This window comes from Acidovorax sp., assembly GCF_046339755.1.
GTDB lineage: Bacteria > Pseudomonadota > Gammaproteobacteria > Burkholderiales > Burkholderiaceae_C > Acidovorax.
This window is the reverse complement of sequence record NZ_JBKDTZ010000373.1, coordinates 22,197-46,771: the sequence shown is the minus strand read 5'-3', so window position 1 is coordinate 46,771 and position 24,575 is coordinate 22,197. Positions and strand designations below refer to the sequence as shown.

At 66.6% G+C, this 24,575-nt stretch carries 25 protein-coding genes, 2 tRNA genes and 1 pseudogene; 17 read left to right on the top strand and 11 right to left on the bottom strand.

Annotated elements, in window-relative coordinates:
• Positions 1 to 12: 12 nt before the first annotated feature.
• The 10 genes from infC to ACK59X_RS31965 all read left to right on the top strand — a co-directional run bounded on the left by infC (position 13) and on the right by ACK59X_RS31965 (position 7,056).
• A complete protein-coding gene (gene infC / locus ACK59X_RS32010) occupies positions 13 to 621 on the top strand; it encodes a translation initiation factor IF-3 (RefSeq protein WP_409963099.1) in 609 nt (202 codons plus the stop codon).
• A 184-nt stretch (positions 622 to 805) separates the two neighbouring features.
• Complete coding sequence (gene rpmI, locus ACK59X_RS32005) at positions 806 to 1,009, top strand: 50S ribosomal protein L35 (RefSeq protein ID WP_005795135.1); 204 nt, start codon at positions 806 to 808, stop codon at positions 1,007 to 1,009.
• Positions 1,010 to 1,034: 25 nt separating this feature from the next.
• Positions 1,035 to 1,394: a 50S ribosomal protein L20 gene (gene rplT, locus ACK59X_RS32000; protein ID WP_005795139.1), complete on the top strand. Its 360-nt coding sequence runs from the start codon at positions 1,035 to 1,037 to the stop codon at positions 1,392 to 1,394.
• Between the two features lie 104 nt (positions 1,395 to 1,498).
• A complete protein-coding gene (locus ACK59X_RS31995; RefSeq protein ID WP_409963067.1) occupies positions 1,499 to 2,551 on the top strand; it encodes a phenylalanine--tRNA ligase subunit alpha in 1,053 nt (350 codons plus the stop codon).
• Positions 2,552 to 2,645: 94 nt separating this feature from the next.
• Entirely contained in the window at positions 2,646 to 5,093 is a 2,448-nt protein-coding gene (gene pheT / locus ACK59X_RS31990; protein ID WP_409963065.1) for a phenylalanine--tRNA ligase subunit beta, read from the top strand.
• 41 nt (positions 5,094 to 5,134) lie between these two features.
• Positions 5,135 to 5,488 carry an integration host factor subunit alpha gene (locus ACK59X_RS31985; protein ID WP_322596515.1) on the top strand — a complete coding sequence of 118 codons (354 nt, stop codon included), beginning with the start codon at positions 5,135 to 5,137 and terminating at the stop codon, positions 5,486 to 5,488.
• 100 nt (positions 5,489 to 5,588) lie between these two features.
• The gene (locus tag ACK59X_RS31980; RefSeq protein ID WP_409963097.1) at positions 5,589 to 6,020 is read left to right on the top strand and encodes a MerR family transcriptional regulator; all 432 of its coding nucleotides are present in this window, start codon (positions 5,589 to 5,591) and stop codon (positions 6,018 to 6,020) included.
• A gap of 30 nt (positions 6,021 to 6,050) precedes the next feature.
• Positions 6,051 to 6,127, top strand: a tRNA-Pro gene (locus tag ACK59X_RS31975).
• A gap of 169 nt (positions 6,128 to 6,296) precedes the next feature.
• Complete coding sequence (locus ACK59X_RS31970; RefSeq protein ID WP_409963062.1) at positions 6,297 to 6,614, top strand: hypothetical protein; 318 nt, start codon at positions 6,297 to 6,299, stop codon at positions 6,612 to 6,614.
• Positions 6,592 to 7,056 carry a hypothetical protein gene (locus ACK59X_RS31965; RefSeq protein WP_409963060.1) on the top strand — a complete coding sequence of 155 codons (465 nt, stop codon included), beginning with the start codon at positions 6,592 to 6,594 and terminating at the stop codon, positions 7,054 to 7,056. The genes ACK59X_RS31970 and ACK59X_RS31965 overlap by 23 nt, the downstream gene beginning before the upstream one ends.
• A gap of 65 nt (positions 7,057 to 7,121) precedes the next feature.
• Here ACK59X_RS31965 and ACK59X_RS31960 read toward each other — a convergent pair whose 3' ends face one another.
• Positions 7,122 to 7,340 (bottom strand): hypothetical protein, encoded by a 219-nt coding sequence (locus ACK59X_RS31960; protein WP_409963058.1) that lies wholly within the window; start codon positions 7,338 to 7,340, stop codon positions 7,122 to 7,124.
• A 492-nt stretch (positions 7,341 to 7,832) separates the two neighbouring features.
• Between ACK59X_RS31960 and ACK59X_RS31955 the strand changes: the two genes are divergently transcribed.
• A complete protein-coding gene (locus tag ACK59X_RS31955) occupies positions 7,833 to 8,150 on the top strand; it encodes a single-stranded DNA-binding protein (RefSeq protein WP_409963056.1) in 318 nt (105 codons plus the stop codon).
• 56 nt (positions 8,151 to 8,206) lie between these two features.
• Here the strand turns inward: ACK59X_RS31955 and ACK59X_RS31950 are convergent, their stop codons facing one another.
• The 10 genes and pseudogenes from ACK59X_RS31950 to ACK59X_RS31905 form a co-directional block, all read right to left on the bottom strand.
• Positions 8,207 to 8,446, bottom strand: a complete 240-nt coding sequence (locus ACK59X_RS31950) for a hypothetical protein (protein WP_409963054.1) — start codon at positions 8,444 to 8,446, stop codon at positions 8,207 to 8,209.
• 177 nt (positions 8,447 to 8,623) lie between these two features.
• Positions 8,624 to 9,925, bottom strand: a complete 1,302-nt coding sequence (locus ACK59X_RS31945; RefSeq protein WP_409963052.1) for an aspartate aminotransferase family protein — start codon at positions 9,923 to 9,925, stop codon at positions 8,624 to 8,626.
• A 127-nt stretch (positions 9,926 to 10,052) separates the two neighbouring features.
• A complete protein-coding gene (locus ACK59X_RS31940; RefSeq protein ID WP_409963050.1) occupies positions 10,053 to 10,919 on the bottom strand; it encodes a LysR family transcriptional regulator in 867 nt (288 codons plus the stop codon).
• A gap of 68 nt (positions 10,920 to 10,987) precedes the next feature.
• Positions 10,988 to 11,063, bottom strand: a tRNA-Thr gene (locus ACK59X_RS31935).
• A gap of 12 nt (positions 11,064 to 11,075) precedes the next feature.
• Positions 11,076 to 12,083: a class 1 fructose-bisphosphatase gene (locus ACK59X_RS31930; RefSeq protein WP_409963048.1), complete on the bottom strand. Its 1,008-nt coding sequence runs from the start codon at positions 12,081 to 12,083 to the stop codon at positions 11,076 to 11,078.
• Positions 12,084 to 12,111: 28 nt separating this feature from the next.
• Complete coding sequence (locus ACK59X_RS31925; protein WP_409963046.1) at positions 12,112 to 12,954, bottom strand: tetratricopeptide repeat protein; 843 nt, start codon at positions 12,952 to 12,954, stop codon at positions 12,112 to 12,114.
• Positions 12,955 to 12,970: 16 nt separating this feature from the next.
• Positions 12,971 to 15,685: an aminopeptidase N gene (gene pepN / locus ACK59X_RS31920; protein WP_409963044.1), complete on the bottom strand. Its 2,715-nt coding sequence runs from the start codon at positions 15,683 to 15,685 to the stop codon at positions 12,971 to 12,973.
• Positions 15,669 to 16,343 (bottom strand): annotated as a pseudogene (locus ACK59X_RS31915) (HAD family hydrolase). The gene pepN and the pseudogene ACK59X_RS31915 overlap by 17 nt, the downstream one beginning before the upstream one ends.
• 59 nt (positions 16,344 to 16,402) lie before the next feature.
• Positions 16,403 to 17,507, bottom strand: a protein-coding gene (gene prfB, locus ACK59X_RS31910; protein ID WP_184861001.1) for a peptide chain release factor 2 whose coding sequence is annotated in 2 segments (ribosomal slippage) — positions 16,403 to 17,425 and positions 17,427 to 17,507 — 1,104 coding nt in all. Because the reading frame shifts where the segments join, the coding sequence is not laid out codon by codon here.
• Between the two features lie 246 nt (positions 17,508 to 17,753).
• Entirely contained in the window at positions 17,754 to 18,677 is a 924-nt protein-coding gene (locus ACK59X_RS31905; protein ID WP_409963042.1) for an alpha/beta fold hydrolase, read from the bottom strand.
• A 197-nt stretch (positions 18,678 to 18,874) separates the two neighbouring features.
• Here ACK59X_RS31905 and ACK59X_RS31900 point away from each other — a divergent pair, with 197 nt between their 5' ends.
• The 6 genes from ACK59X_RS31900 to ACK59X_RS31875 all read left to right on the top strand — a co-directional run bounded on the left by ACK59X_RS31900 (position 18,875) and on the right by ACK59X_RS31875 (position 24,557).
• Positions 18,875 to 19,879: an AraC family transcriptional regulator gene (locus ACK59X_RS31900; protein ID WP_409963040.1), complete on the top strand. Its 1,005-nt coding sequence runs from the start codon at positions 18,875 to 18,877 to the stop codon at positions 19,877 to 19,879.
• Positions 19,880 to 20,002: 123 nt separating this feature from the next.
• Entirely contained in the window at positions 20,003 to 21,283 is a 1,281-nt protein-coding gene (gene andAc / locus ACK59X_RS31895) for an anthranilate 1,2-dioxygenase large subunit AndAc (protein WP_409963038.1), read from the top strand.
• 13 nt (positions 21,284 to 21,296) lie between these two features.
• The gene (andAd, locus tag ACK59X_RS31890) at positions 21,297 to 21,815 is read left to right on the top strand and encodes an anthranilate 1,2-dioxygenase small subunit AndAd (RefSeq protein ID WP_409963036.1); all 519 of its coding nucleotides are present in this window, start codon (positions 21,297 to 21,299) and stop codon (positions 21,813 to 21,815) included.
• Positions 21,816 to 21,826: 11 nt separating this feature from the next.
• On the top strand, positions 21,827 to 22,174 hold the full coding sequence (andAb, locus tag ACK59X_RS31885) for an anthranilate 1,2-dioxygenase ferredoxin subunit AndAb (protein WP_007857444.1): 348 nt from the start codon (positions 21,827 to 21,829) through the stop codon (positions 22,172 to 22,174).
• A gap of 56 nt (positions 22,175 to 22,230) precedes the next feature.
• Positions 22,231 to 23,436, top strand: a complete 1,206-nt coding sequence (locus ACK59X_RS31880) for an ABC transporter substrate-binding protein (protein WP_409963034.1) — start codon at positions 22,231 to 22,233, stop codon at positions 23,434 to 23,436.
• Positions 23,437 to 23,636: 200 nt separating this feature from the next.
• On the top strand, positions 23,637 to 24,557 hold the full coding sequence (locus tag ACK59X_RS31875; RefSeq protein ID WP_409963032.1) for a branched-chain amino acid ABC transporter permease: 921 nt from the start codon (positions 23,637 to 23,639) through the stop codon (positions 24,555 to 24,557).
• The last annotated feature ends 18 nt before the right edge of the window (positions 24,558 to 24,575 follow it).

The following is a 24,575-nucleotide window of genomic DNA, read 5'->3' as shown; positions in this document are numbered from 1 at the left end:
GATTGAAGGAAAATAGCCATCGCTACTGAATTTCGTGATCGTCGCCACCGTGAAGAGCGCAAGCACCGCCTGAACCGTGAAATCATGGCCCCCGAAGTCCGCCTGTCCGGCCCGGACAACGAGCCTTTGGGCGTGGTCAGCCTCATGGAAGCCCTGCGCATGGCGGGCGAGCTGGACGTGGACCTGGTGGAAATTGCCGCCACGGCCAATCCTCCGGTGTGTCGCCTGATGGACTACGGCAAGTTCAAGTACCAGGAGCAAAAGCGTGCTGCCGAGGCGAAAGCCAAGCAGACGGTGATCGAGATCAAGGAAGTCAAATTCCGTCCGGGTACGGACGATGGTGACTACAACATCAAGATGCGCAACATTCGCCGCTTCCTGGCCGAAGGTGACAAGTGCAAGATCACGCTGCGGTTCCGCGGCCGTGAAATCACCCACCAGGAGCTGGGGCTGGCGCTGCTCAACCGCATTCGCGACGAGCTGGCCGACTCCATCATCATCGAGCAGTTTCCCAAGCTGGAAGGCCGCCAGATGATCATGATGATTGCGCCGGGCAAGAAGAAGCCTGCCGCAGCCAAGCCGGCCGCCACCGAAGGCACGCCTTCGGGCAGCGCCGCCTGAGACGGCAGCAGTACAGAGACAGGATTTGCCAGGCGATCCCCGCAAGGGATTGCCGGGCGATAGGCAGCGCGAAAGCACTGCCGCACAGCCGGTGAAAACAGGCTGAAAAAGTGGCTCGGGGCCAACAAGTTTGCAGATCGGTTTCTGCAAACGCCTCACGAGCACAAAGAAAAGGAGCATTCACATGCCCAAAATGAAGACCAAGAGCAGCGCGAAAAAGCGTTTCCGCGTCCGTCCAGGTGGTACCGTCAAGCGCGGTCAAGCCTTCAAGCGTCACATCTTGACCAAGAAGACCACCAAGAACAAGCGCCACCTGCGTGGTGCAGTGAATGTGCATGAGACCAACATGGGCTCGATCGCACAAATGCTGCCCAGCGCTGGCCTGTAAATAACGACGAACAAGGAGTACTCACATGCCTCGCGTCAAACGTGGTGTAACGGCCCGTGCCCGTCACAAGAAAGTTCTCGCCCTCGCAAAGGGCTTCCGTGGTCGCCGCGGTAACGTCTTCCGCATCGCCAAACAGGCGGTGATGAAGGCTGGGCAATATGCCTACCGTGACCGCCGCACCAAGAAGCGCGTGTTCCGCCAGTTGTGGATCGCCCGTATCAACGCCGCTGCGCGTGAACTGGGCCTGACCTACAGCCAGTTCGCCAACGGCCTGAAGAAGGCATCCATCGAGATCGACCGCAAGATGCTGGCCGACCTCGCAGTGCACGACAAGGCTGCCTTTGGCAGCATCGTGGAGCAAGTCAAGGCCAAGCTGGCTGCTTGAGTTCACGACAGGCGGCCGTCTCTCACCGGACGGCTGCTTGCGCAATAACAGCAAGGGCTAGGGCTTGTGAAGGCACTAGCCCTTGTTCATTTTCAAGAGTCGATATGAACGAGTTGGATACCCTGGTCGAGAGCGCGACGCAACTGTTTGCCCAAAGCGCCACCCCTGCTGATCTGGAAAACGCCAAGGCGCAGTTCCTGGGCAAGTCGGGCCGCGTGACCGAGCTCATGAAGGGCATGGCCCAGCTGTCGGTGGACGAGAAGAAGTCCCGCGGCGCCGCCATCAACGTCGCCAAGCAGGCCATCGAGGCCGCGCTGACCGCGCGCCGCCAGGCGCTGGCCGATGCCGAACTGCAGGTCCAGCTCAAGGCCGAGGCCCTGGACGTGAGCCTGCCAGGGCGCCAGCGCGGCAATGGCGGCCTGCACCCGGTGTCGCTCACGCTCGAGCGCATCGAGGGCATCTTCGGCTCCATGGGTTTCGACGTGGCCCAGGGCCCCGAGATCGAGACCGACTGGTTCAACTTCACCGCGCTGAACACGCCGGAAGACCATCCCGCGCGTTCCATGCACGACACCTTCTACGTCGAAGGCGGCACGCCCGAGGCGCCCAACCTGCTGCGCACGCACACCAGCCCGATGCAGATCCGCCACGCGGTGCAGCATGTGAAGCAGCACCGCGCCGCGCTCGATGCCGGCCTGCCCATGCCCGAGATCCGCGTCATCGCGCCGGGCCGCACCTACCGCGTGGACAGCGATGCCACGCACTCACCCATGTTCCACCAGTGCGAAGGCCTGTGGATCGGCGAGAACGTGAGCTTCAAGGACCTGAAGGTGGTCTTCACGGCCTTCTGCCGCACCTTCTTCGAAAGCGATGATCTGGTGCTGCGCTTTCGCCCGAGCTTCTTTCCGTTCACCGAGCCCAGCGCCGAGATCGACATCCAGTTCCAGACCGGCCCGCTGGCCGGCCGCTGGCTGGAGGTGGCGGGCTCCGGCCAGGTGCACCCCAACGTGGTGCGTAACATGGGCCTGGACCCCGAAAAGTACATCGGCTTTGCCTTTGGCATGGGCCCCGACCGCCTGACCATGCTGCGCTATGGCGTGAACGACCTGCGCCTGTTCTTCGACGGCGACATCCGCTTTTTGTCGCAGTTCCAGTAAAGGCTGGCCGCAAGGCTGGGCCGCCGAGCCGTTTTCGCCCTGGCGCGCGCTGCATTGAGGCTGCGCAGGGCACCTTCCGTACAAGAGTTCGACTATGCAATTCCCTGAATCCTGGTTGCGTGAGTTCTGCAACCCACCCCTTTCGACCGGCGAGCTGGCCGAGACGCTGACCATGGCCGGCCTGGAGGTGGAAGAGCTGCGCCCTGTGGCGCCGCCGTTCTCCAAGATCGTCGTGGGCGAGATCAAGGAAGCCGTGCAGCACCCCGATGCCGACCGCCTGCGCGTGTGCCAGGTGGATGTGGGCCAGGGGGCCCTGCTCAACATCGTCTGCGGTGCGCCCAATGCGCGCGTGGGCATCAAGGTGCCCTGCGCCCTGGTGGGCGCCGAGCTGCCGCCCGGCGACGACGGCAAGCCCTTTCTCATCAAGGTGGGCAAGCTGCGCGGCGTGGAAAGCCAGGGCATGCTGTGCTCGGCACGCGAACTCAAGCTGTCGGAAGACCATGGCGGCCTGCTCGAGCTGGATGCCAGCGCCCCCGTGGGCCAGGACATCCGCGAGCACCTGAACCTGGACGACACGCTGTTCACGCTCAAGCTCACGCCCAACCTGGCGCACTGCCTGAGCGTGTACGGCATCGCCCGCGAAGTCTCGGCGCTGACGGGCGTGCCGCTGTCGCAGCCGGCCTTCCCGGCCGTGGCGGCCAAGGCCGCCGACAAGCTGGCCGTGAAGATCAGCGCGCCCGACCTGTGCGGCCGCTTCTCCGGCCGCGTGGTGCGCAACGTGAACACGCGCGCCACCACGCCGCAGTGGATGCTGGACCGCCTGGCGCGCTGCGGTCAGCGTGGCGTGTCGCCGCTGGTGGACATCTCCAACTACGTGATGTTCGAGCTGGGCCGCCCCTCGCATATCTTCGACCTGGACAAGATCCATGGCGGGCTGGATGTGCGCTGGGGCAAGGCGGGCGAGTCGCTCAAGCTGCTCAACGGCAACACCATCACGGTGGACGACAAGGTCGGAGTGATCGCCGACGGCCAGCAGGTCGAGTCGCTGGCCGGCATCATGGGCGGCGATGCCACCGCCGTGTCCGACGACACGAAGCACATCTACATCGAGGCCGCCTTCTGGTGGCCCAAGGCCGTGGCCGGCCGTTCGCGCCGCTACAACTTCTCGACCGATGCCGGCCACCGCTTCGAGCGCGGCGTGGATCCCGAACTGACGGTGGAGCACATCGAGCGCATCACCCAACTGGTGATCGACATCTGCGGCACGCCCGAGACGGCCTGCGGCCCCTTGGACGACCAGCGCGTGAATGTGCCCGTGCCCGCACCCGTCACGCTGCGCGTGGCGCGTGCGGCCAAGGTCATCGGCATGCCGATCACGCAGGCGCAGTGCGCTGACGTGTTCAAGCGCCTGGGCCTGCCGTTCAGCGAAGGCGAAGGCACCGTGACCGTGACCCCGCCGGCCTACCGCTTCGACATCACCATCGAGGAAGACCTGATCGAAGAGGTCGCGCGCATGGTGGGCTACAACAACCTGCCCACCACGCCGCCGCTGGCCCCCATCACGCCCAAGCTGCCGGCCGAAGCCACGCGCAGCCCGTTCGCCGTGCGCCGCACGCTGGCCGGCCTGGGCTACCAGGAGACGATCAACTTCAGCTTCGTGGAAGAGCGCTGGGAGAACGAGCTGGCGGGCAACGCCCAGCCGATCAAGCTGCTCAACCCCATCGCCAGCCAGATGAGCGTGATGCGCTCCAGCCTGCTGGGCTCGCTGCTGCAGGTGCTCAAGTTCAACCTGGACCGCCGCGCCGAGCGCGTGCGTGTGTTCGAGCTGGGCCGCGTGTTCCTGCGCGATGCCAGCATGAAGAACACCGACACCACGGTGGAGGGCTTCCACCAGCCCATGCGCGTGGCCGGTGTGGCCTATGGCGCCAACGACATGCTGCAGTGGGGCCGCAAGGAGCAGGGCATCGACTTCTTCGACGTGAAGGGTGATGTCGAGGCCCTGCTGGCACCGCTCAAGGCCACCTTCGAGCCCGGCGAGCACCCGGCCATGCACCCCGGCCGCTGCGCTCGCGTGCTGGTGCAGGGCCAGCCCATCGGTTTCGTGGGCGAGCTGCACCCGCAGTGGCGCCAGTCGTGGGAGCTGCCGCTGGCGCCCGTGATGTTCGAGCTGGAGCTCGATGCCGTGCTGCAGCGTGTGGTGCCGCAGTTCAAGCCGGTGGCCAAGCACCAGGCGGTGGAGCGCGATCTGGCCGTGGTGGTGGCCGAGCGCGTGACGCATGCCGAGGTGGTGGCGGCCGTGCAGGCGGCCATTCCTGGTGGCATGCTGCGCTCTGCCGTGCTGTTCGACGTCTACCGCCCCAAGCCGCTCAAGGCTGGGGAGGAAGCGCCGGCCGGTGGCCTTGCCCCGGGCGAGAAGAGCCTGGCTGTGCGCCTGACCCTGGGCAGCGATGAAGCCACGCTGACCGAGGCCGAGATCGAGTCCGCCGTGCAGGCGGCTGTGACGCAGCTCACACAGCGTGTGGGCGCGCGGCTGCGCGGCTGACCATCGCGGCGACAATAGCCCAAGCGAACGAACACAACAACATGACGATGCTGACGGGGAGAGATGCCGTGATCGAATTTGCAGTCGAAAGCCTGGAAACCCCTGCGCTCACCAAGGCGCAGCTGGCCGATCTCTTGTTCGACCAGATCGGGCTGAACAAGCGCGAGTCCAAGGACATGATCGACGCCTTCTTCGACCTCGTCTCGCAGAGCTTGGTGGAGGGCAACGACGTGAAGTTGTCGGGCTTCGGCAACTTCCAGATCCGCACCAAGGCGCCGCGTCCCGGGCGCAACCCGCGCACCGGCGAGGCCATCCCGATCCAGGCGCGCCGGGTGGTGACCTTCCACGCCAGCAGCAAGCTCAAGGAACAGATCCAGGCCGCAGCCGGATTGTGAATTTTTGCCTGATGGTGGCTGAATCGGGGCTGGCGGTCTGGCGGTTCCTGCCGGCCTGCAGTACCCTTGCAGGCTTTCCCGTTTGATTGCTGAATCACCCATGGGTACTGTGCTTCCCGCCATTCCTGCCAAGCGCTACTTCACCATCGGTGAGGTCGCGGAGCTGTGCGGCGTGAAGCCGCATGTGCTGCGCTATTGGGAACAGGAATTCACCCAGCTGCGCCCGATGAAACGGCGCGGAAACCGGCGCTACTACCAGCACCACGAGGTGCTCATGATCCGCCGTATCCGCGACCTGCTGTATGAACAGGGTTTCACCATCAGCGGTGCCCGCAACAAGCTGCAGGAGCTGGCCCTGCCGGCGCGCAGCGAAGTGGGGCAGGGCGATCCCGATGCGCCGTACATCGAACCGCCGAGCATGCTGATCGATGATGCGATTGCGCTGTCCATCGGTTCGTCGGCCTTTGTTTTCGACTCGAATGCAGTGCGCCAGGAATTATTTGAGATTCGAGCCCTACTTTCTCCGAACTAGCCAAATTTGTGCATATAATCTAAGTCTTGTCGGCGTGTAGCGCAGCCTGGTAGCGCACTTGCATGGGGTGCAAGGGGTCGCGAGTTCGAATCCCGCCACGCCGACCATTTTTTTCCGATGAACAACGGGCTATCGCCACAAGCGGTAGCCCGTTTTTCTTTGTGCGCTCGCCTGCGGCAGCCTGGCGATCGGCACACCGGGTGTTGCCGGCCAGCGGCCTTGCCATCGCGTTCTGGTGGTCATGCTTTCCTTCATCCCGGTACCTGCACGGAGCCCTTGGGCAGCCTTGGCCTCGCATGGGTGCTCGCCGCCGGCAGCGCAACCCATTTTTGTTTATGTATCCATGTGTTTCTGGTAAGTTCTGCGACCGCAAGGTCGAAGACTTCTCTTGGCCAGATCACCGTCAAGGTCAACAAGACCACGGCCTTCCATCCCGCGCCGACACCCGAACTCGTGAACGACAGGCTGCGCGAGAATGCTGCTGCCATGGGTGCTGACGCCGTGGTGCTGGTGCGCTATGGCGACGTGGGCATTTCGATGATGAGCTGGGGTAGCCTGGAGGGCAAGGGCCGTGCAGTCAAGTTCCTACCTTAAGGTGCTGGGCGGCGCGGCCGCATTGGTCCTCGTGGCGGGTTGTGCCACCCGGGCGCCTGCGCTGCCGCTGGGTGCGGCCATTGGTTCGGCCACGGACCGCAGGCCGCAGTCGCGCTACCAGTTCCGCTACACCGTGCGGCTGGGTGATGGCGAGATGCGCTACGTGGACGAATACACAACCACCCCGTTCCGGCACTCGCCGGGCCTGTGTGTGCGCGTGCCTGAGCTCGTGCGGGTGGGGCAGCACGTCTGCAGCCAGACGCCGGACTCGGTGCGCCAGCGCTACCTGGCGATGGAGTGGACGCCGCCCGCCGCCGTGGTGGCGCCGGTTGGCGGCCCGCCTGCCGCATCGACAGCCGATGTAGTGCCCGCGCCGGCGACCCCCGCAGACGCTGCTGTACCCGGTTCTGCCAACAATCCCCCTGCCAAGCCGGTGTTGTAGCCGGCGCTGCAGCCGGTGGTTTCGCCCGCGCACCCGAGGAGCGTGGGGTGCCCTGGAGCGGGCCTTTAGCGCCCCAGCCGGGCCAGCGACTGCTGGATGTTGGCAAAAGCCTGGGTGAGCTTGTGGGTGGCGCGCTGCAGCTGCTCGGGCTGGACCTCACTGGTGCGGCGGCACCGCGGGCAGGTGATGCGCGGGTTCAGCTTGAGCCTGCCCAGCCGTTCCTTGACGGTCTGCTGGCAGTGCGGACAGGGCAGTTCGATGCTGGCGTCGTCCAGAACAGTCATGGTAGCCCCTCTCGAAAGATGGTGGGTGTGAACTGGTGGAGGTTGCAGGGCCATTGTGACCGGTTTGTGGGGTGGCTTCAAATCCCGGTGGACCGCGCTGCCCTGCACCGCGGGGAGCCGCACCCGCCCGGGCCGTGCTGGTCAGCTGTCGCGCCGCCGCCGCACCTGCCCGGCGAAAGCCCCTTGCATCCAGGCCGATGGTTACAATAGGTACAGGCTGTGGGATGGCCGTGGGGGTTGCGCACACAGGTGTCGGCATGCCTGGGTACCGGGTGGTTCGGTGGCATGGTCCAGGCGATGGCAGTCGTGCCCGAGACTGCCTGAAGGACGTTGCGCAGCACCGATGACCTGCCATTGGCAATGAAAGCCCAGTGCCCGTGGTCCTGGGCTTTTTTGTGTGTGCGCATGGCAGGCCTTGGTGCGTGTCCTGTTCAGCCGGGTGGGGTGGGGTGGTGGCCCCGACAACGACAACAAGTGCTCAGTGGGGATTGCATGATCGATGGACTGATTTCGGGCCGCCTGTACGGGGGTCCAGAGCGCCGTCTTGACAAGGTGGGTAAGCCCTACATGGTGGCCAAGGTGCGGGCCCCCAGTGCGGAAGGTGAGATGCTGTTCGTCAACGTCATCGCGTTCGATGACGATGTGTGCATGGCCATGGAGCAATTGCACGACGGGGAGTCCATCTCCGTGGCCGGCTCCATCACGCCCAAGGTCTGGACGGACAAGCAGGGCAACGTGCGCCCGGCGCTTGACATGGTGGCCCACCGGGTGCTGAGTGCGCGCGACGCCTACCAGACGCAGATGAACTGAAGGGGGAGGGCAGGCGCTGGCTCGCCTGCCGGGTTCATTGAACAGGTTCTTACGCCTCAGCCAGGCCGTTGCTGCACTGCGGGCGATGGTGCCCGTCCAAAGCCCAGTGCCAGCATTTCCTCGTGTGAAAGATACAGCTCGCGCACTTCGGGCTGGCGGTGTTCTATGGAGCGGCGGCGTTCGTGCTTGCCGGGCGGGCCGTCTTCCCGCTGGCGGCGGTCCGTGCCGCTTCTGCGCTCGTGCACGCTCCGGTCCATGGCCGGGGTCTGCAAGGTTGGGGCGAAAGATGGGCTCATGTCTGCTGCAATCGTTGACCGCATCCAGTATGCCCGCACGGTCGGGTCGCATGGCCTCGAAAAGGCCGGTAAACGCCACCAACTGACGGTTGTTGACGTTTGCCGGTTCGTCGTGGATGCACCACCGCAGGCGGGCATACCCGTCTTCTGTTCCGGTGCGGCTGCCGGGCTGGCTGTTCAGGCGGCTTTCTCGATGGCCTGCTTGAGCAGGGACAGGCCGAGATCGATCTCCGAGTCGCTGACCGTGAGCGGCGGTGCGATCCGGAAGACGCCGCCCATGCTTGGCAACTGCACGATGTTCATGCTCAGGCCCAGCGCCATGCAGGCGCGGGTGATCGCCGAGCCGAGTTCGGGGGCCACCTGCTTGCCGGTCTTGCTCTTGACGATTTCCACGCCCAGCAGCAGGCCGCGGCCGCGCACGTCGCCGATGCAGTCGAACTCGGCCTGCAGCGAGCGCAGGCCTGCCTCCAGGCGCTGCCCGGCCACCCTGGCGCGCTCCACCAGGCCGTCGCGCGTGACCACCTCCAGCACCTTCAGGCCGACGGCGGCCGGCAGCGGGTCGGAGACATGCGTGGTGTAAAACAGGAAGCCGCGCTCGTGGCAGGTTTCCTCGATCTGGGCAGAGGTCAGCACGGCGGAGAGCGGCAGGCCCGCCCCCAGTGTCTTCGACAGCGTGAGGATGTCCGGGGCCACGCCATCGCGGTTGCAGGCGAACATGAGGCCGGTGCGGCCCACGCCGGTCTGGGCCTCGTCCACGATCAGCAGCATGCCGCGCTCGGTGCATTTCTTTTTCAGGGCTGCCAGGTAGCCGGTCGGCAGATCGATCAGCCCACCGGAGCTGAGGATGGGCTCGGCGATGAAGGCCGCCAGGTTGCCGCTGGACTGCTGGTCGATCAGCTCGAAAGCGTAGTCGAGTTCGGCCTGCCAGTCGAAAGCGCCGTTGCGCTCGAAGCGGGGCCGGTAGGGGTAGGGCGCGGGGATGGCGAAGGAGCCCACGGCCGCCGGACCGTAGCCCCTGCGCCCGGCGCTGTAGGTGGCCGAGGCGGCGGCCCCGGTCATGCCGTGCCATGACTGGGCGAAGCTCACGACCTCGTACTTGCCGGTGTACAGCTTGGCCATCTTGATGGCGGCTTCGTTCGCTTCCGCCCCGGTGCTCAGCAGCATGGAGCGGCTCAGGCCCTCGGGCGCGATCTCCGCCAGCCGCGTGGCCAGGTCCACCACCGGGCGGCTGAGCATGCCGCTGAACAGGTGGTCCAGGTTGCGCGCATGCTCGGCCACCACCTGGGCGATCTCCGGGTGGCCATGGCCCAGCAGCGAACTCATCTGGCCCGAGGTGAAGTCGAGGATGGCACGGCCATCGGCGTCGTAGACGAAGCTGCCCTGGGCGCGCTCGATGATCAGGGGCTCGAAGCTGCCGCCATAGCGGATCAGGTGCTTGCGGGCGTTGTCCCAGAACGTGGGGTTGGTGTTGCGTGACATGGGGCCTCTCTGGCGGGGTGGTTTGTCGTCCTGCCAGCTTAGGGACGCGAACCCGGCCCGGGAAGCGAATAATTCTGATGCGCGGCATCAGGGGCGGTGATGGCCGGCCCTTGCGGGTGACGGGCCTTCAGGCCAGCGGGAGGAACCGGTGCACGTGGGCTGCAAACGCCGCGGTGAGCGCGGAGGGCTGGGTGCGGTCGAAGGCCAGCGTGATGCCCACGCTGGGCAGCTCGGGAAGCCCGTGGGCTGGGGTGAGGATCTCCAGGTCGTCCGGCACTGCGGTGCGCGTGAGCACGGTGACGGCCTGCCCGGAGCGGGCCATGCCGACCAGCCCCATGAGGCTGCTGCTGGCATAGGCGATGCGGTAGCTGCGGCCCGCGGCCTTTAGGGCGCGCAGGGGAAGTTGGTGGTCGAGGGCGTCCGGCGCACCCAGGGCCAGGGGCAGGGGGGCCATGGCCGCCAGTGCCGTACCGCGCCGGGCCACCCACACCAGGGGCTCGCTGCGCACCACTTCATCTTTTTCTCCATCGCCACGGCCCTGTTGCACAGACACCAGCGCCAGGTCGACCGCACGCCTGGCCACCAGCTCCAGCAGCCGGGGCGTCGGGGCGCATGCCACCTCCATCTGCACGCGGGGGTGCAGGCTGGCGAAGCCCTGGAGCAGGTAGGGCAGGAACACGGCGGCATAGTCGTCCGGACAGCCCAAGCGCAGCACGCCGGAGATCTGCGTGCCGCGCAGTTCGGCGAGCGCCTCGTCGTGCTTGCGCAGCAACTCGCCCGCGTGCTGCACCAGCCGCTCGCCCGCCGCGGTCAGCGTCACGCCGCGGGCCGTGCGGTGCAGCAGGGGTTGGCCGGCCACGTCTTCCAGCCGCTGCATCTGCATGCTCAGCGCCGACTGCGTGCGCCCGACGCGCGCTGCGGCCTTGCCCAGCACGCCGGTTTCGGCAACGGCGACAAGGCTGCGCAGAAGATCGAGATCGAGGGATTGGCTCACGGTAGGCTCCTCGTGGCATGGTGCCATGCAAAAAGCCCCTGACTCTTGCGACTCAGGGGCTTTGCGTTTGGTGCCGGAGAGATGAATCGAACACCCGACCTTCTCATTACGAATGAGCTGCTCTACCGACTGAGCTACACCGGCGTAAGACTTAGATTATAGCGTGGAATGATAGCTTGTCACGCGTTCCACTTCATTTTTTGATCCGAGGATCACGCTGACGCGTTCATGCAACTGCGTGGGCACTATATCCATGATGCGCTCTTTGCCGTTGGTGGCCGCGCCGCCGGCCTGCTCGATCAGCCAGGACATGGGGTTGGCCTCGTACATCAGGCGCAGCTTGCCGGGCTTGTTGGGCTCGCGCTTGTCCCAGGGGTACATGAAGATGCCGCCGCGCGTGAGGATGCGGTGCACATCGGCCACCATGCTGGCGATCCAGCGCATGTTGAAGTCCTTGCCGCGCGGCCCGTCCTTGCCCTGCAGGCATTCGTCGATGTAGCGCTTCACGGGCTCGTCCCAGTGGCGCATGTTGCTCATGTTGATGGCGAATTCCTTGGTGTCGTCCGGAATGCGCACGTTCTCTTCGGTGAGCACGAAGGAGCCTTGCTCGCGGTCCAGCGTGAACATGGCCACGCCGTCGCCCACGGTCAGCACCAGCGTGGTCTGCGGGCCGTAAATGCAGTAGCCCGCGGCCACCTGGGCGGTGCCGGGCTGCAGGAAGTCGCCGGCCTCGACGCCGCGGTCGTCGTCGGGCTTCTTGAGCACGCTGAAGATGGTGCCGATGCTCACGTTGACGTCGATGTTGCTCGAGCCATCGAGGGGATCGAACAGCAGCAGGTATTCGCCCTGCGGGTAGCGGTTGGGCACCAGGTAGATGCCGTCCATTTCTTCCGAGGCCATGGCCGCCAGGTGGCCGCCCCATTCGTTGGCTTCGATCAGCACCTCGTTGGCGATGATGTCCAGCTTCTTCTGGATCTCGCCCTGCACGTTTTCGCTCGATGCCGAGCCGAGCACGCCGCCCAGGGCGCCCTTGTTGACGGCCTGGCTGATGCTCTTGCACGAGCGCGCCACCACTTCGAGCAGCAGGCGCAGTTGGGAAGGGATGTGCCCGTCGATGCGCTGCTGTTCGACGAGGTAGCGGGTGAGGGATATGCGGGAACTCATCGTTGAATCGTCCTTGGCGGGTTTTGGATTATTTGGATTGCTGCTCGCGCTCGGACAGCTCGGCCAGCGTGGCCTCTGCTTCTTCCAGCAGGTCTTCGTCGCCGCTGGCGCGGGCGATGGCCACCCGCTGCTGGAGCAGGCTGTGCGCCAGGGCGCTGTCGCCGGTCTCATGGGCCAGCACGCCTTGCTGGAACAGGGTGTCCAGCACGATGCCATCGTCCTTGAGGGCCTGGCCCAGGGCCAGCCGCTGCTGCAGGTAGTGCTGTGCCTGGGTAGGGTCACCCAGTTCGTAGGCGTTCTGCGCCAGGTTGTTCACCAGGCCTGCCAGGCGCTGGTCGGTGTCGGAGCCGAATACCTGCCGTGCGTCGGCCAGCAACTGCTGGTTGTGTGCCAGGGCCTCGGCAAAGCGGCCGGCCTCGTGCAGGGCATAGCCGATCTCTTCGCGGATGCCCAGCTTCTGGTCTGCGCTCAGCGTGGCACCCTCCTGCTCGGCCCAGTGGGCCGACTGGCGCAGGTGCTCGATGGCGGTGTCGTACTCTTCGGACTGCAGCGCCGATTCGCCGATGGCGTAGTGCTTCTGGCAGCGGTCCGCCGTGGTGAGGTCGCCCAGCGCCGAGCGGATGGCCAGCGAGCGCAGCCCCAGGGGCAGGCCCTCGTCGTCCATCTGGCGCTTGGAATACACCACGAACTGCAGCCACAGCAGTTGGGCCAGCTCGGGCGACTCTGCGCCCAGGCCTTCGGCCAGAGGCCGCAGGGCGGCCAGGTCGGCCGACATGGCCGAGCCGCTGAACATGGCGTCGGCGTCGTACACCGTGTCGAGCAACTGGTTGAAGCGCCGCGCGAACTCCTGCGCGGAATCGGTGAATGCCATGGTGTGTCGCTTGTCGTCAGTCTGCCAGCGCGCGGGTGACCACCTCGCGCACGTCGTTGCTCAGGTCCGGGCGTGTGGCCACGCGGGCAATCGCCTCGCGGGCGGCCGTGCGCCAGGGTTCGGCCAGCTTCTTCCAGCGGTCGAGCGCGCGCGCCAGGCGGGCGGCGACCTGCGGGTTGATGGCGTCGAGCTCGATCACGCGGTCGCTCCAGAACACATAGCCGGCCGCGTCGGTGCGGTGGAAGGCGCCGGGGTTGGCGCTGCAGTAGCTGAAGATCACGCTGCGCGCGCGGTTCGGGTTCTTCAGGCTGAAGTCCGGGTGCTGCATCAGCTGGCGCACGGCGGGCAGCACATTGCCACCCTTGTCGGGCGCGCCGGCCTGCAGGGCGAACCACTTGTCGATGACCAGGGGTTCGTCCTTGAACAGGGCGTGGAAGCGCGCCAGCGCCGGGGCCGCGTGCACGCTGCCGCTGGCCACCAGGGCCGTGAGCGCGTTGAAGCGGTCGGTCATGTTGCTGGCCACCTTGAAGCGCTGGTAGGCCTTGCCGGGCCAGACCTCGTCGCCCGTGCGCTGGGCGGCGATGCACAGCATGTGCAATGCCATGCCGCTGAGCGAGCGGCGGCCCGAGGAGACCGGGTCGGGGCTGTAGCCGCCGGTGTCCTGGTTCTGGTCCCACGCCCATTCCCAGTCGGCCTTGAGGGCCAGGGCGAGCTGTTCGCGCATGGCTTCGCGCACGGCGTGGATGCGCTGCGGGTCCACCACGTCGAGCTGCTCGGCGATGTAGGTCTCGGACGGCAGGGTGAGCACCAGTTCCTTGAAGGCCGCATCGAGCACCGGGTTGCGCAGCACGCCGCGCAATGCATCGACCACGGCCGCGGGCAGGATGTCGCCGCTGCTCGGGCCGCTGCCGGTGATTGCGTGGATGGAGGTGCGCAGCGCCAGGCGCTGGCCGGCTTCCCAGCGGTTGAAGGCGTCGGGGTCGTTGGCCAGCAGGGTAAGCAACTGCTCGTCGCTGTAGTCGATGTCCAGCACCACGGGGGCGCTGAAGTCGCGCAGCAGCGAGGGCACGGGCGCGGCATCGAGGCCGGTGAACACCAGGGTTTGGGAGGCCTCGGTCAGCACCACGGTGCGCGATGGCGCGCTGGCGGCGTCCTCGCCCTGCAGTTGCAAGGGCAGGGCGGCGCCGTCGAGCGTGAGCAGGCCCAGGTTGACCGGGATCACGAAGGGCAGCTTTTCGGCCTGGCCCGGGGTGGGCGCGCAGCTTTGCGACAGGGTCAGCGTGTAGCTGCGCGCGGCGGCATCGTAGCTGCCCGTGGCCTTCACGCGCGGCGTGCCGGCCTGGCTGTACCAGCGCTTGAACTGGGGCAGCAGGCGCGCCAGGTCGCTTTGCGGGTTGGCGTCGGCAATGGCCTGGGCGAAGTCGTCGCAGGTCACGGCTTGGCCGTCGTGGCGCTCGAAATACAGCTTCATGCCCTGGGCGAATCCTTCGCGGCCCACCAGGGTGTGCATCATGCGCACCACCTCGGCACCTTTTTCGTAGATGGTGACGGTGTAGAAGTTGTTGATCTCGATGTAGCTGTCGGGCCGCACCGGGTGGGCCATGGGGCCGGCATCCTCGGGGAACTGGGCGGTGCGCAGCACGCGCACGTCCTCGATGCGCTTGACGGCGCGGGCCGAGGGGCTGCCCGCCAGGTCCTGGCTGAACTCCTGGTCACGGAAGACGGTGAGGCCTTCCTTCAGGCTCTGCTGGAACCAGTAGCGGCTGGTCACGCGGTTGCCGGTCCAGTTGTGGAAGTACTCGTGGCCGACCACGCTCTCGATGTTGGCGAAGTCCACGTCGGTGGCGGTCGATTCGCTGGCCAGAACGTACTTCGTGTTGAAGATGTTCAGGCCCTTGTTCTCCATGGCGCCCATGTTGAAGTCGCTGGTGGCGACGATCATGAAGCGCTCCAGGTCCAGCGGCAGGCCGAAGCGCGCCTCGTCCCAGGCCACGCTGGCCATCAGCGAGTTCATGGCGTGCTCGGTCTTGCCCAGGTCGCCCGGGCGCACGTAGACCTGCAGCAGGTGGTCCGTGCCAGCACGGGCGCGGATCTTCTGCTCGCGCGCCACCAGCTTGCCCGCCACCAGGGCGAACAGGTAGCAGGGCTTCTTGTGCGGGTCCACCCACTTGGCGAAGTGGCGGCCTTCATCGAGGTCGCCGCTTTCAACCAGGTTGCCGTTGGACAGCAGCACCGGGTACTGGGCCTTGTTGGCGCGCAGGGTGACGGTGTAGCTGGCCATCACGTCGGGGCGGTCCAGGAAGTAGGTGATGCGGCGGAAGCCCTCGGCCTCGCACTGCGTGAAGAAAGTGCCCTGGCTCACGTACAGGCCCATCAGGTGCGTGTTCTTGGCGGGGCAGCAGGTGGTGAAGATTTCGAGCGCGAAGGCATCGGTGCCGGTGGGCAGGTTCTCCAGCACCAGGCGGGTGCCTTCCATCTTGAACGAAGTGCCCTGGCCGTTGACCAGCACGCGCGCGAGGTTCAGGTCCTCGCCGTCGAGCTTGAGCGGCTGCTCGGCCACGTCGGGGTTGCGGCGCAGCGTCATGCGGTTGAGCACGCGCGTCTTGGCCGGGTCCAGGTCGAAGGTCAGCTCGACGCTGTCGATCCAGTAGGCGGGGGCGGTGTAGTCCTCGCGGCGGATGGCGGTGGCCGGGCCCGCTCCGCTGGCGTCGGCGTTATGCGATGGCAACATGGATGCGCTCCAGAAAGTCGGTGTTCATGAGTTCGTTGTAGTCGCGCACGGCAGCCAGCACGTGCGGGCCGGCGAGTTCCTGCGCGCTGTGGGTGCTGAACACCGCCACGGCATGCATGCCCGCGCGGCGCGCGGCCTCGATGCCGAAGGGCGCGTCCTCGAAGACGACGCAGCGCTCGGGCGCCACGCCGATGCGGCGTGCCGCTTAGAGGAAGATGGCCGGCTGCGGCTTGCCCGGCAGGCCCTCGTCGCCGCGCACGATGGTCAGCGGCTCGGGCTCCATGGACAGGCGCGCCATGGCGAAGGCCACGTTGTGGATGTCGCCCGCCGTGCCCACCGCCAGCTTGTAGCCCTGCACCGCGGCATGGGCCGCAAAGCTGCGAAAGCCCGCCACCTCGGTGAACGAGGGGCCGAACAGCTCGCGGTAGATGTCTTCCTTCTCGCGCGTGAGGGCATCGGCCTCGGCCTGCTCCACCTCGCGCTGCAGCAGCTCGCGGATGCACTCGGTGCCGTTGCGGCCCGTGGTGCGGGCCATCAGGTCGGGCACATCAATGGCCATGCCGCGGCGGCGCGCGAACTCCACCCAGGCCTTGGCGTGCCAGGGCATGGAGTCGATCATGGTGCCGTCCATGTCGAAGATGAAGGCTTCGACGGGCATCGCGCTGCGGCCTGGGGCCGTGGTTTCGACAGTGGTGGCGGCTGCTGCGTCGCGCTGCATCACACGCCCTGCTTGAGCGAGGCTTCGATGAAGGCGTCCAGGTCGCCGTCCAGCACCTTCTGCGTGGCCGAGATTTCCACGCCGGTGCGCAGGTCCTTGATGCGGCTGTTGTCCAGCACATAGCTGCGGATCTGGTGGCCCCAGCCCACGTCGGTCTTGGTGTCCTCGAGCTTTTGCTGCTCTTCCATGCGCTTGCGCATCTCGAAGTCGTACAGCCGGCTGCGCAGGCGCTGCCATGCCACGTCGCGGTTGCTGTGCTGGCTGCGGCCGTCCTGGCACTGCACCACGATGCCGGTCGGGATGTGCGTCAGGCGCACGGCCGAGTCGGTCTTGTTGATGTGCTGGCCACCCGCGCCTGATGCGCGGAAGGTGTCGGTGCGCACGTCGGCCGGGTTGATGTTGATCTCGATGGAGTCATCGATCTCGGGGTAGACGAAGAGCGAGGCGAACGAGGTGTGGCGGCCGCCCGAGCTGTCGAACGGGCTCTTGCGCACCAGGCGGTGCACGCCGGTCTCGGTGCGCAGCAGGCCGAAGGCGTACTCGCCCTCGATCTTGATCGTGGCGCTCTTGATGCCGGCCACGTCGCCCGGGGTTTCGTCTTCCACCGTGGTCTTGAAGCCCTTGCGCTCGGCGTACTTGAGGTACTGGCGCAGCAGCATGCTGGCCCAGTCGCAGGCCTCGGTGCCGCCGGCGCCGGCCTGGATGTCGACAAAGCAGTTGAGCGGGTCGGCCTCGTTGCTGAACATGCGGCGGAACTCCAGTTCCTCGATCAGCGGGCGCAGCTTGGCGGTCTCGGCCTCGATGGTCATCAGGCCGGGCTCGTCGCCTTCCTCCTTGCTCATCTCGTACAGCTCGGCGTTGTCGGCCAGCTCGCGGGTAAGCTTGTCCAGCGTGACGACCACGCTGGACAGGGACTTCTGCTCCTTGCCCAGCTCCTGGGCCTTCTTCGGGTCGTTCCAGACCGCAGGGTCTTCCAGCGAGGCGTTGACGGTTCTCAGGCGTTCGAATTTGGCATCGAAGTCAAAGATACCTCCGTAACTCTGCCGTGCGCAGAGCCAGGTCGTCGAGGGTGGTGCCGATGAGGTTGATGCGTTCTGCGTCCATGATGGTGTCCTGTCGTATGGTTGTTCGGTTCTGTAGGGTGGTCGATGCACCATGGGTGCCCCGCGCATGGCGGTGGCAAGGCCCTGGCAGCCTGGCTGGCGGCGCTGCCTGTCCCGCCCGCACAAGGCCGCATGGGGCGGCGCGAACGCGGGTTCGGCATCTTCCGAATCAACCATTTTCTCACGGACCGGGGGCGGGCCTGGCAAAGCCCCTTGCACCGGTGGAAACCCGACGTTACAGGCCGCTTCAGGACAGGTGTTCTTCGATCAGCCGGGCCACCGCTGCCGGCTGGTCATGGTGCAGCATGTGGGCGGCATCCTGCACCACGGCCGTGCGGCAGTCGCGCACATGGGTCAGGCGCTGGTGGTATTCGGGCAGGGCATAGCGGCCCTTCCACCACTGGCCCAGGCTGTCGTCGCTGGCCTCCACGGCCAGCACCGGGGCCTCGATCTGCGCATACAGGGCCAGGGCCTCGTCCAGCCGGTACAGCTGCGAGCTGGTGATCTTGTGCGCCGGGTCGCCCAGGATCTCCCAGCGGCCCAGTGCATTGGGCTCGGCCCAGTGCTGGGCCAGCCAGTCGGCCTTGTCCTGCGACAGGCGCGGGTTGGTCTTCATGAGGCGCTGGGCCACCCCTTCAACGCCGTCATAGGCCTTGAGGGCCATCTCGCCCTGCTGCAGCTTCTTGATCTCGTCGATCCACTGGGCGTAGCGTTTGGGCGCCTGCTCGGGTTTCGTGGCCGGCATGCCGAAGCCCTCCAGGTTGACCAGCCGGCGGATGCGCCCGGGCCGCACCCCCGCATACATCATGGCGATGTTGCCGCCCATGCTGTGGCCCACCAGGTCCACGGGGCGGTCGCCGACGTAGTGGTCCAGGAGCATGTCCAGGTCGGCCAGGTAGTCGGGAAAGGTGTAGTGGTCGCATGGGGCCGGCAGCTTGCTCAGGCCGAAGCCCCGCCAGTCGGGCGCGATGATGTGCCGGCCCTCGGCAAACGCGGCCGAGAAGGCATCCACCACGAACTGGTAGGAGGCGCCCACGTCCATCCAGCCGTGCACCAGGACCAGCGGGGGCCTGGCCGGGTCCTGGGAGGCCTCGCCCCAGTGGCGGACGTGGTACTTGAGGGTGCGGATGGGGACGAACTCGCTGCGCGAGGGGCGGACGGTGGAGTACATGGAACGCGAAGGGGAGGGATGGACGGGTCTGGCTCCGATGGTACGTCGGCAGCCCGCCTGGCATGGCCGTGGGGGTGTCGCATGGGCGCCTGCCGGCACATGGGTATGGAAATTGCTGCGGTTGATGCACATCAAAGCGGTGCGCCCCGATGCGAGCTGCGTCCCTTCCCACGCGAGGTCTCTGTCCGATGGTTCCCATGTCCGCCCTGTCCCTGGATCTGTCGGCGCTGCAGCAGCGCCCGGTCTTCACGTCGGACCTGCGGGTGGACTCCCACGACCTGGTGGCGCGCGAGTTCTCGGACCATGGGCTGAAATGGTGCGGTGGGCCCGTGGCCACGGCGCTGTCCAAGGTGCGCGTGCGCCAGTTGCAGCTGTTCATGCTGCAATACGGTGCGGAGGTGGAGATCCGCCCGCGCCCGTTCGACGATTTCGTGCTGGTGCACCTCTCGCTCTCGGGCACGGCGCAGTTGGTGTCCGATGGCGTGCCCGTGCGCCTGCCCGCCGGTGCCGCTGCGCTGATCGCGCCGCGCCACAACCTGCACATGCACTGGCAGCAGGGCGCGCGCCAGCTCATCCTCAAGGTGCCGTGCAGCCTGCTGCGCGCCTGGGCGCCCGAGTCGCTGGCGGGCGACTCGACCTTCGTGCACCCGCTGCTGCCGCTGAGCGCGGGGCAAGGCCAGCAGTGGCACTTCCTCATGCAATCGCTGCTGCACGTGAGCCAGCAGGCGGTGGAAAGCACGGCGCATGCGCGCTGGGTGGACCACATGGAGAGCAATGTGGCGCTGTTCCTGGCCTCCTGCGCGCAGAGCGTGCCGGTGCCGGCTGCGCCGCTGCTGTCGCTGGGGGCGATGGACATTGACGCCGCGAGCCCCGTTCCGCCAAGCGACATGGGCCGGCTGGACCGGCTCGACGCCTACATGCGCAGCCGCCTGTGCGCACCCGTGGCGCTGGAGGACCTGGCGCGCGCCGCTGGTGTCAGCGTGCGCGGGCTGAATGCACTGTGCCAGCGCCACCACGGCGAATCGCCCATGGCGCTGCTGCGCAACATGCGGCTCGATGCCGTGCGTGCGCGCCTGATGGAGCGCCCCGGCCACTGCGTGACGGATGCGGCGCTGGAGTTCGGCTTTGGCCACCTGGGGCGTTTTTCCAGCTACTACCGCGAGCGCTTTGGCGAGCTGCCGAGCCAGACCGCCGTCAACTGAGCGGGCCACCACCGCACATTTGCAAGAACCGGACAGGCCCGCAGCGCCGCGTGCCGATAGTGGATAGCGGGGCAGGGCGTTGATTTCTAGCATGGAGGCAACCCAATCGAAGAGGTCGCTCCCATGTCTGAAATCCCCGTCGTCGAAGTTGCGCCACCCGCCTCGCTCAAGGCCCAGCGCCAGGTCTTCTTTCCGCAGCCCGATGGCTCCAACGTGCCCTACCGGGTGTTCAGCTCGCAGGAGGTCTATGACCGCGAGCAGGAGCGCATCTTCCGTGGCCCGGTGTGGAGCTTTATGGGGCTGGAAGCCGAGATCCCGAATGTGGGCGACTTCAAGTCCACCTTTGTCGGCGATACCCCTGTGGTGGTCACGCGCACGGCCGAGGGCCTGGCCTGCTGGGTCAACCGCTGTGCCCACCGCGGCGCCATGGTGTGCCGCGAAAAGCGCGGCAACGCCGCCAGCCACACCTGCGTGTACCACCAGTGGAGCTTTGCCGCCAACGGCGACCTGCAGGGCGTGCCGTTCCGCCGTGGGCAGAAGGGCATGGTCGGCATGCCCAAGGACTTCAAGACCGAAGAGCACGGCCTGCAGAAGCTGCGGGTGGACAGCTACAAGGGCCTGCTGTTCGCCACCTTCAGCGACGAGACGCCGCCGCTGCCCGAGTACCTGGGCGAGCAGATGCGCCCGTGGATCGACCGCATCTTCCACAAGCCCATCGTCTACCTGGGCTGCACGCGCCAGTACTCCAAGTCGAACTGGAAGCTGTACTTCGAGAACGTGAAGGACCCCTACCACGCCAGCCTGCTGCACCTGTTCCACACCACCTTCAACATCTTCCGCGTGGGGATGAAGGCGCGCTCCATTCCCGATGCGACGCACGGCCTGCACAGCATCATCACCGTCACCAAGCCCGAGGTGGAGACAGACACCGCCGCCGCCTACAGCGCGCAGAACATCCGCTCCATGGACGAGGGCTTCACGCTCGAAGAGCCCACCTTGCTCGGCCAGATCAAGGAGTTCGACGAGATGACCACCAACCACATCCAACCGATCTTTCCGCAACTGGTGGTGCAGCAGATCCACAACACGCTGGTGGCGCGCCAACTGCTGCCCAAGGGGCCGGGCAACTTCGAGCTGGTGTTCCATTTCTTCGGCTATGCCGACGACACGCCCGAGCTGCGCGAGCTGCGCCTGCTGCAGGCCAACCTGGTGGGGCCGGCGGGCTACATCTCCATGGAGGACACCGAGGCCACCGAGCTGGTGCAGCGCGGCACCGTGCGCGATGGCGACAAGCATTCCTACATCGCCATGGCGCGCGAGGCGCCCGAGCAGATGGACACCGTGATCACCGAGAACCTGATCCGCCGCTTCTGGGTGGGTTACCAGGGACTGATGGGCTACTGAAGGACCGCACGCCATGACCACGATGACCACCCCCACCGCCCCCATCGGCATCAGCCGCCAGGAGCGCCTGCAGCTGTGGACCGAACTGCTGGAGCTGCAGCACCGCTACGTGAGCGCGCTCGACAACAACCGCCTCGAAGAGTGGCCCGGCTTCTTCGTCGAAGAGGGACGCTACGAGATCATCCCCAAGGAGAACTTCGATGCGGGCTTTCCCGCGCCCATCATGTACTGCCGCAATGCCGGCATGCTGCGCGACCGCGTGCTCTCGCTGCGCCACGCCAACATCTACGAGGACCATGTCTATCGCCACGGCACCTCGGGCCTGGTGATCACCGCGGTGAAGGATGGCGTGGTGCACACCCAGTCGAGCTACGTGGTGGTGATCACCGGCGCGGCCGGCGAATCCAGCGTCTACCAGGCCGGCACCTACCTCGACGAGGTGGTGCAGCACCAGGGCGAGTGGCGCTACCGCAGCAAGCGCGTGGTGTACGACACCTCGCGCGTGGCCACCCTGCTCGCCACCCCCATCTGAGGACCCGCACCATGCAGACAACGACCGACAAGGCACTGGAGCAGGGCGCGGTAGCCGCCTGGCACGACGTGGGCGAGCCCGAGGATTTCCCGGACGGCGCCGTGTGGCCCGTGGTGGTGCAGGGGCTGCCCGTGGCGGTGTTCCGCGACGGGGAGGGGCTGTTCGCCCTGTACGACCTGTGCACCCATGGCGCCGCCAAATTGTCCGATGGCTGGGTGGAAGACGGCTGTGTGGAATGCCCCTTGCATCAGGGCACCTTCGACATCCGCACGGGGGCGCCCTGCAAGGCGCCGGTCACCGAAGCGGTGCGCACGTTCCCGGTGCGCGTGGTGGCGGGGCGCGTCGAGGTCGGTCTCTGACGCCCCGACTGCCCAGCCCCCTGGCTCTCTTTTTTGTTGATGGATAAGGATCGAAGATGGCACAACTCTCCCGCACCTCGCTTCGCAACCGCCTGGGCGCAGCCGCCCTGGCCACCCTGGCCGCCTGCGCCAGCTTCACGGCCATGGCGCAGCAGGGCCCCATCAAGGTCGGCATGGCGCTCGACATCTCGGGTCCGTTCTCCGGCCCCGGTGCCGATGCGCGCGACGGCTTCAACCTGGCCATCAAGCAGCTCGCGGGCAAGCTCGGTGGCCAGCCGGTGGAGTTCTTGCAGACCGACATGGCCGGCAGCCCTGACCAGGCCAAGCAACTGGTGGACCGCTTCGTGCAGCGCGAGAAGATCGACCTGTTCACCGGCCCCATCGCCTCCAACGTGGCGCTGGCCGTGGCGCCCACGCTGTTCGCGGCCAAGGTGCCTTACCTGTCGAACAACGCGGGCCCGAGCCAGCTGGCCGGCGCGCAGTGCAACGCCTACTTTTTCGGCACGGCCTACCAGAACGACCAGTACCACGAGGCCGCCGGCCAGTTCGCGGCCGACCGCGGCTTTGGCCGCATGGTGCTGATCGCCCCCAACTACCCCGCGGGCAAGGATGGCCTGACCGGCTTCAAGCGCAAGTTCAAGGGCACGGTGCTCGACGAGATCTACACCAAGGTCGGCCAGCTCGACTACGCGACCGAGCTGGCGCAGCTGCGTGCCGCCAAGCCCGAGGCGGTGTACTTCTTCCTGCCCGGCGCCATGGGCATCAACTTCATCAAGCAGTTCGTGGGGGCTGGCCTGTCCAAGGACATCATGCTGGTGACCAGCGGCTTCTCGGCCGACGAGGACATCATCGGCGCGGTGGGCGAGCCCATGCTGGGCCTGTTCAACACCTCGCACTGGGCGCATGACCTGGACAATGCACCGAACAAGGCCTTCGTGGCCGCCTTCCGCAAGGAGTACGGCGGGCGTTACCCGTCCATCTACGCCGCACAGGCCTTCGACGTCATCAGCGCCATGGACGCGGCCGTGAAGGCCGTGGGCGGCAAGGTGGCCGACCGCGAGGCGCTGGCCAAGGCCCTGGCCAAGGCGCAGTTCCCCTCGGTGCGTGGCAGCTTCCGCTATGCCAACAACCACTACCCGGTGCAGAACTTCTACCTGCGCACCATCGGCAAGAACGCCGAGGGCCGCGTGACCAACAAGACCATCAAGACGGTGCTGGAGAACTACGGCGACGCTTTCTCCGCACAGTGTCCTCTCAAGTGACATCCCCCTGAGGCGCTTTGCGCCTTCCACCTTCTCTCGAATGGCTGTGCCATTCGGGAAGGGGGACGCCGCCAGCGCGGCTGGGCGGCCCTTGCGCGGCGGCCCTGGCATAGGCCGCGCTATTCAAAGGACTGAGGACATGCAGACGCTTTCGATAACTGACGCGATGCGGAAACGATGCTCGTGGAGCCATTGACCCCATGAACTGGATCCTCGTCATCGAGCAATTGCTCAACGGAGCGGGCTACGGGCTCATGCTCTTCCTGATCGCGGCCGGCCTCACTCTGGTCTTCGGGATCATGGACGTGATGAACCTCTCGCACGGCTCGCTGTTCATGGTGGGCGCCTATGTGGCGGCCACGGTGCATGTGCACAGCGGCTCGTTCGCGGGGGCGGTGCTGGTGGCGATCGCCGCCACCGTGTTCGTGGCCGCGCTGCTGGAGGTAACGCTGATGCGCCGCCTCTACGGCCGCGACCACCTGGCCCAGGTGCTGGCGACCTTCGGCGTGATCCTGGTGGCCGACGACGCGGTGAAGATGGCCTGGGGCCCTTCGCCCGTGATGGCACCCACGCCGGCCCTGCTCGCGGGCCCAGTGGAGCTGTTCGCGGGCCTGCCATACCCCTCGTACCGGCTGGTGGTGCTGGTGGCCGGCGTGGCGGTGGCGGGGCTGTTGTACCTGCTGGTCAACCACAGCCGCGTGGGCATGCTGGTGCGGGCCGGTGCCTCGGACCGGTGGATGGCCGAACTGATGGGCGTGCGCGTCAAGCGCGTGTTCTGCGGCATCTTCGTGCTGGGCGCTGCGCTGGCGGCCCTGGCCGGCGCGCTCATGGGGCCCATCATGGCCGTTCAGGTGGGCATGGGCGAATCCATCCTGATCCCGGCGCTGGTGGTCATCGTCATCGGCGGCATCGGCTCGGTGCGCGGCGCCTTCGTGGCGGCCTTGCTGGTGGGGCTGGTGGACACCATTGGCCGGGCCTTCCTGCCGATCTTGCTGCGCGCCACGCTGCCGCCTTCCGTGGCGGCCGACCTGGGGCCCTTGTTTGCCGAGGTCGCCATGTACGCCCTGATGGCTGCCGTACTGAGCTTTCGCCCTGCGGGGCTGTTTTCTGCCAAGGCCTGAGCATGTCCGCTTCCCTGA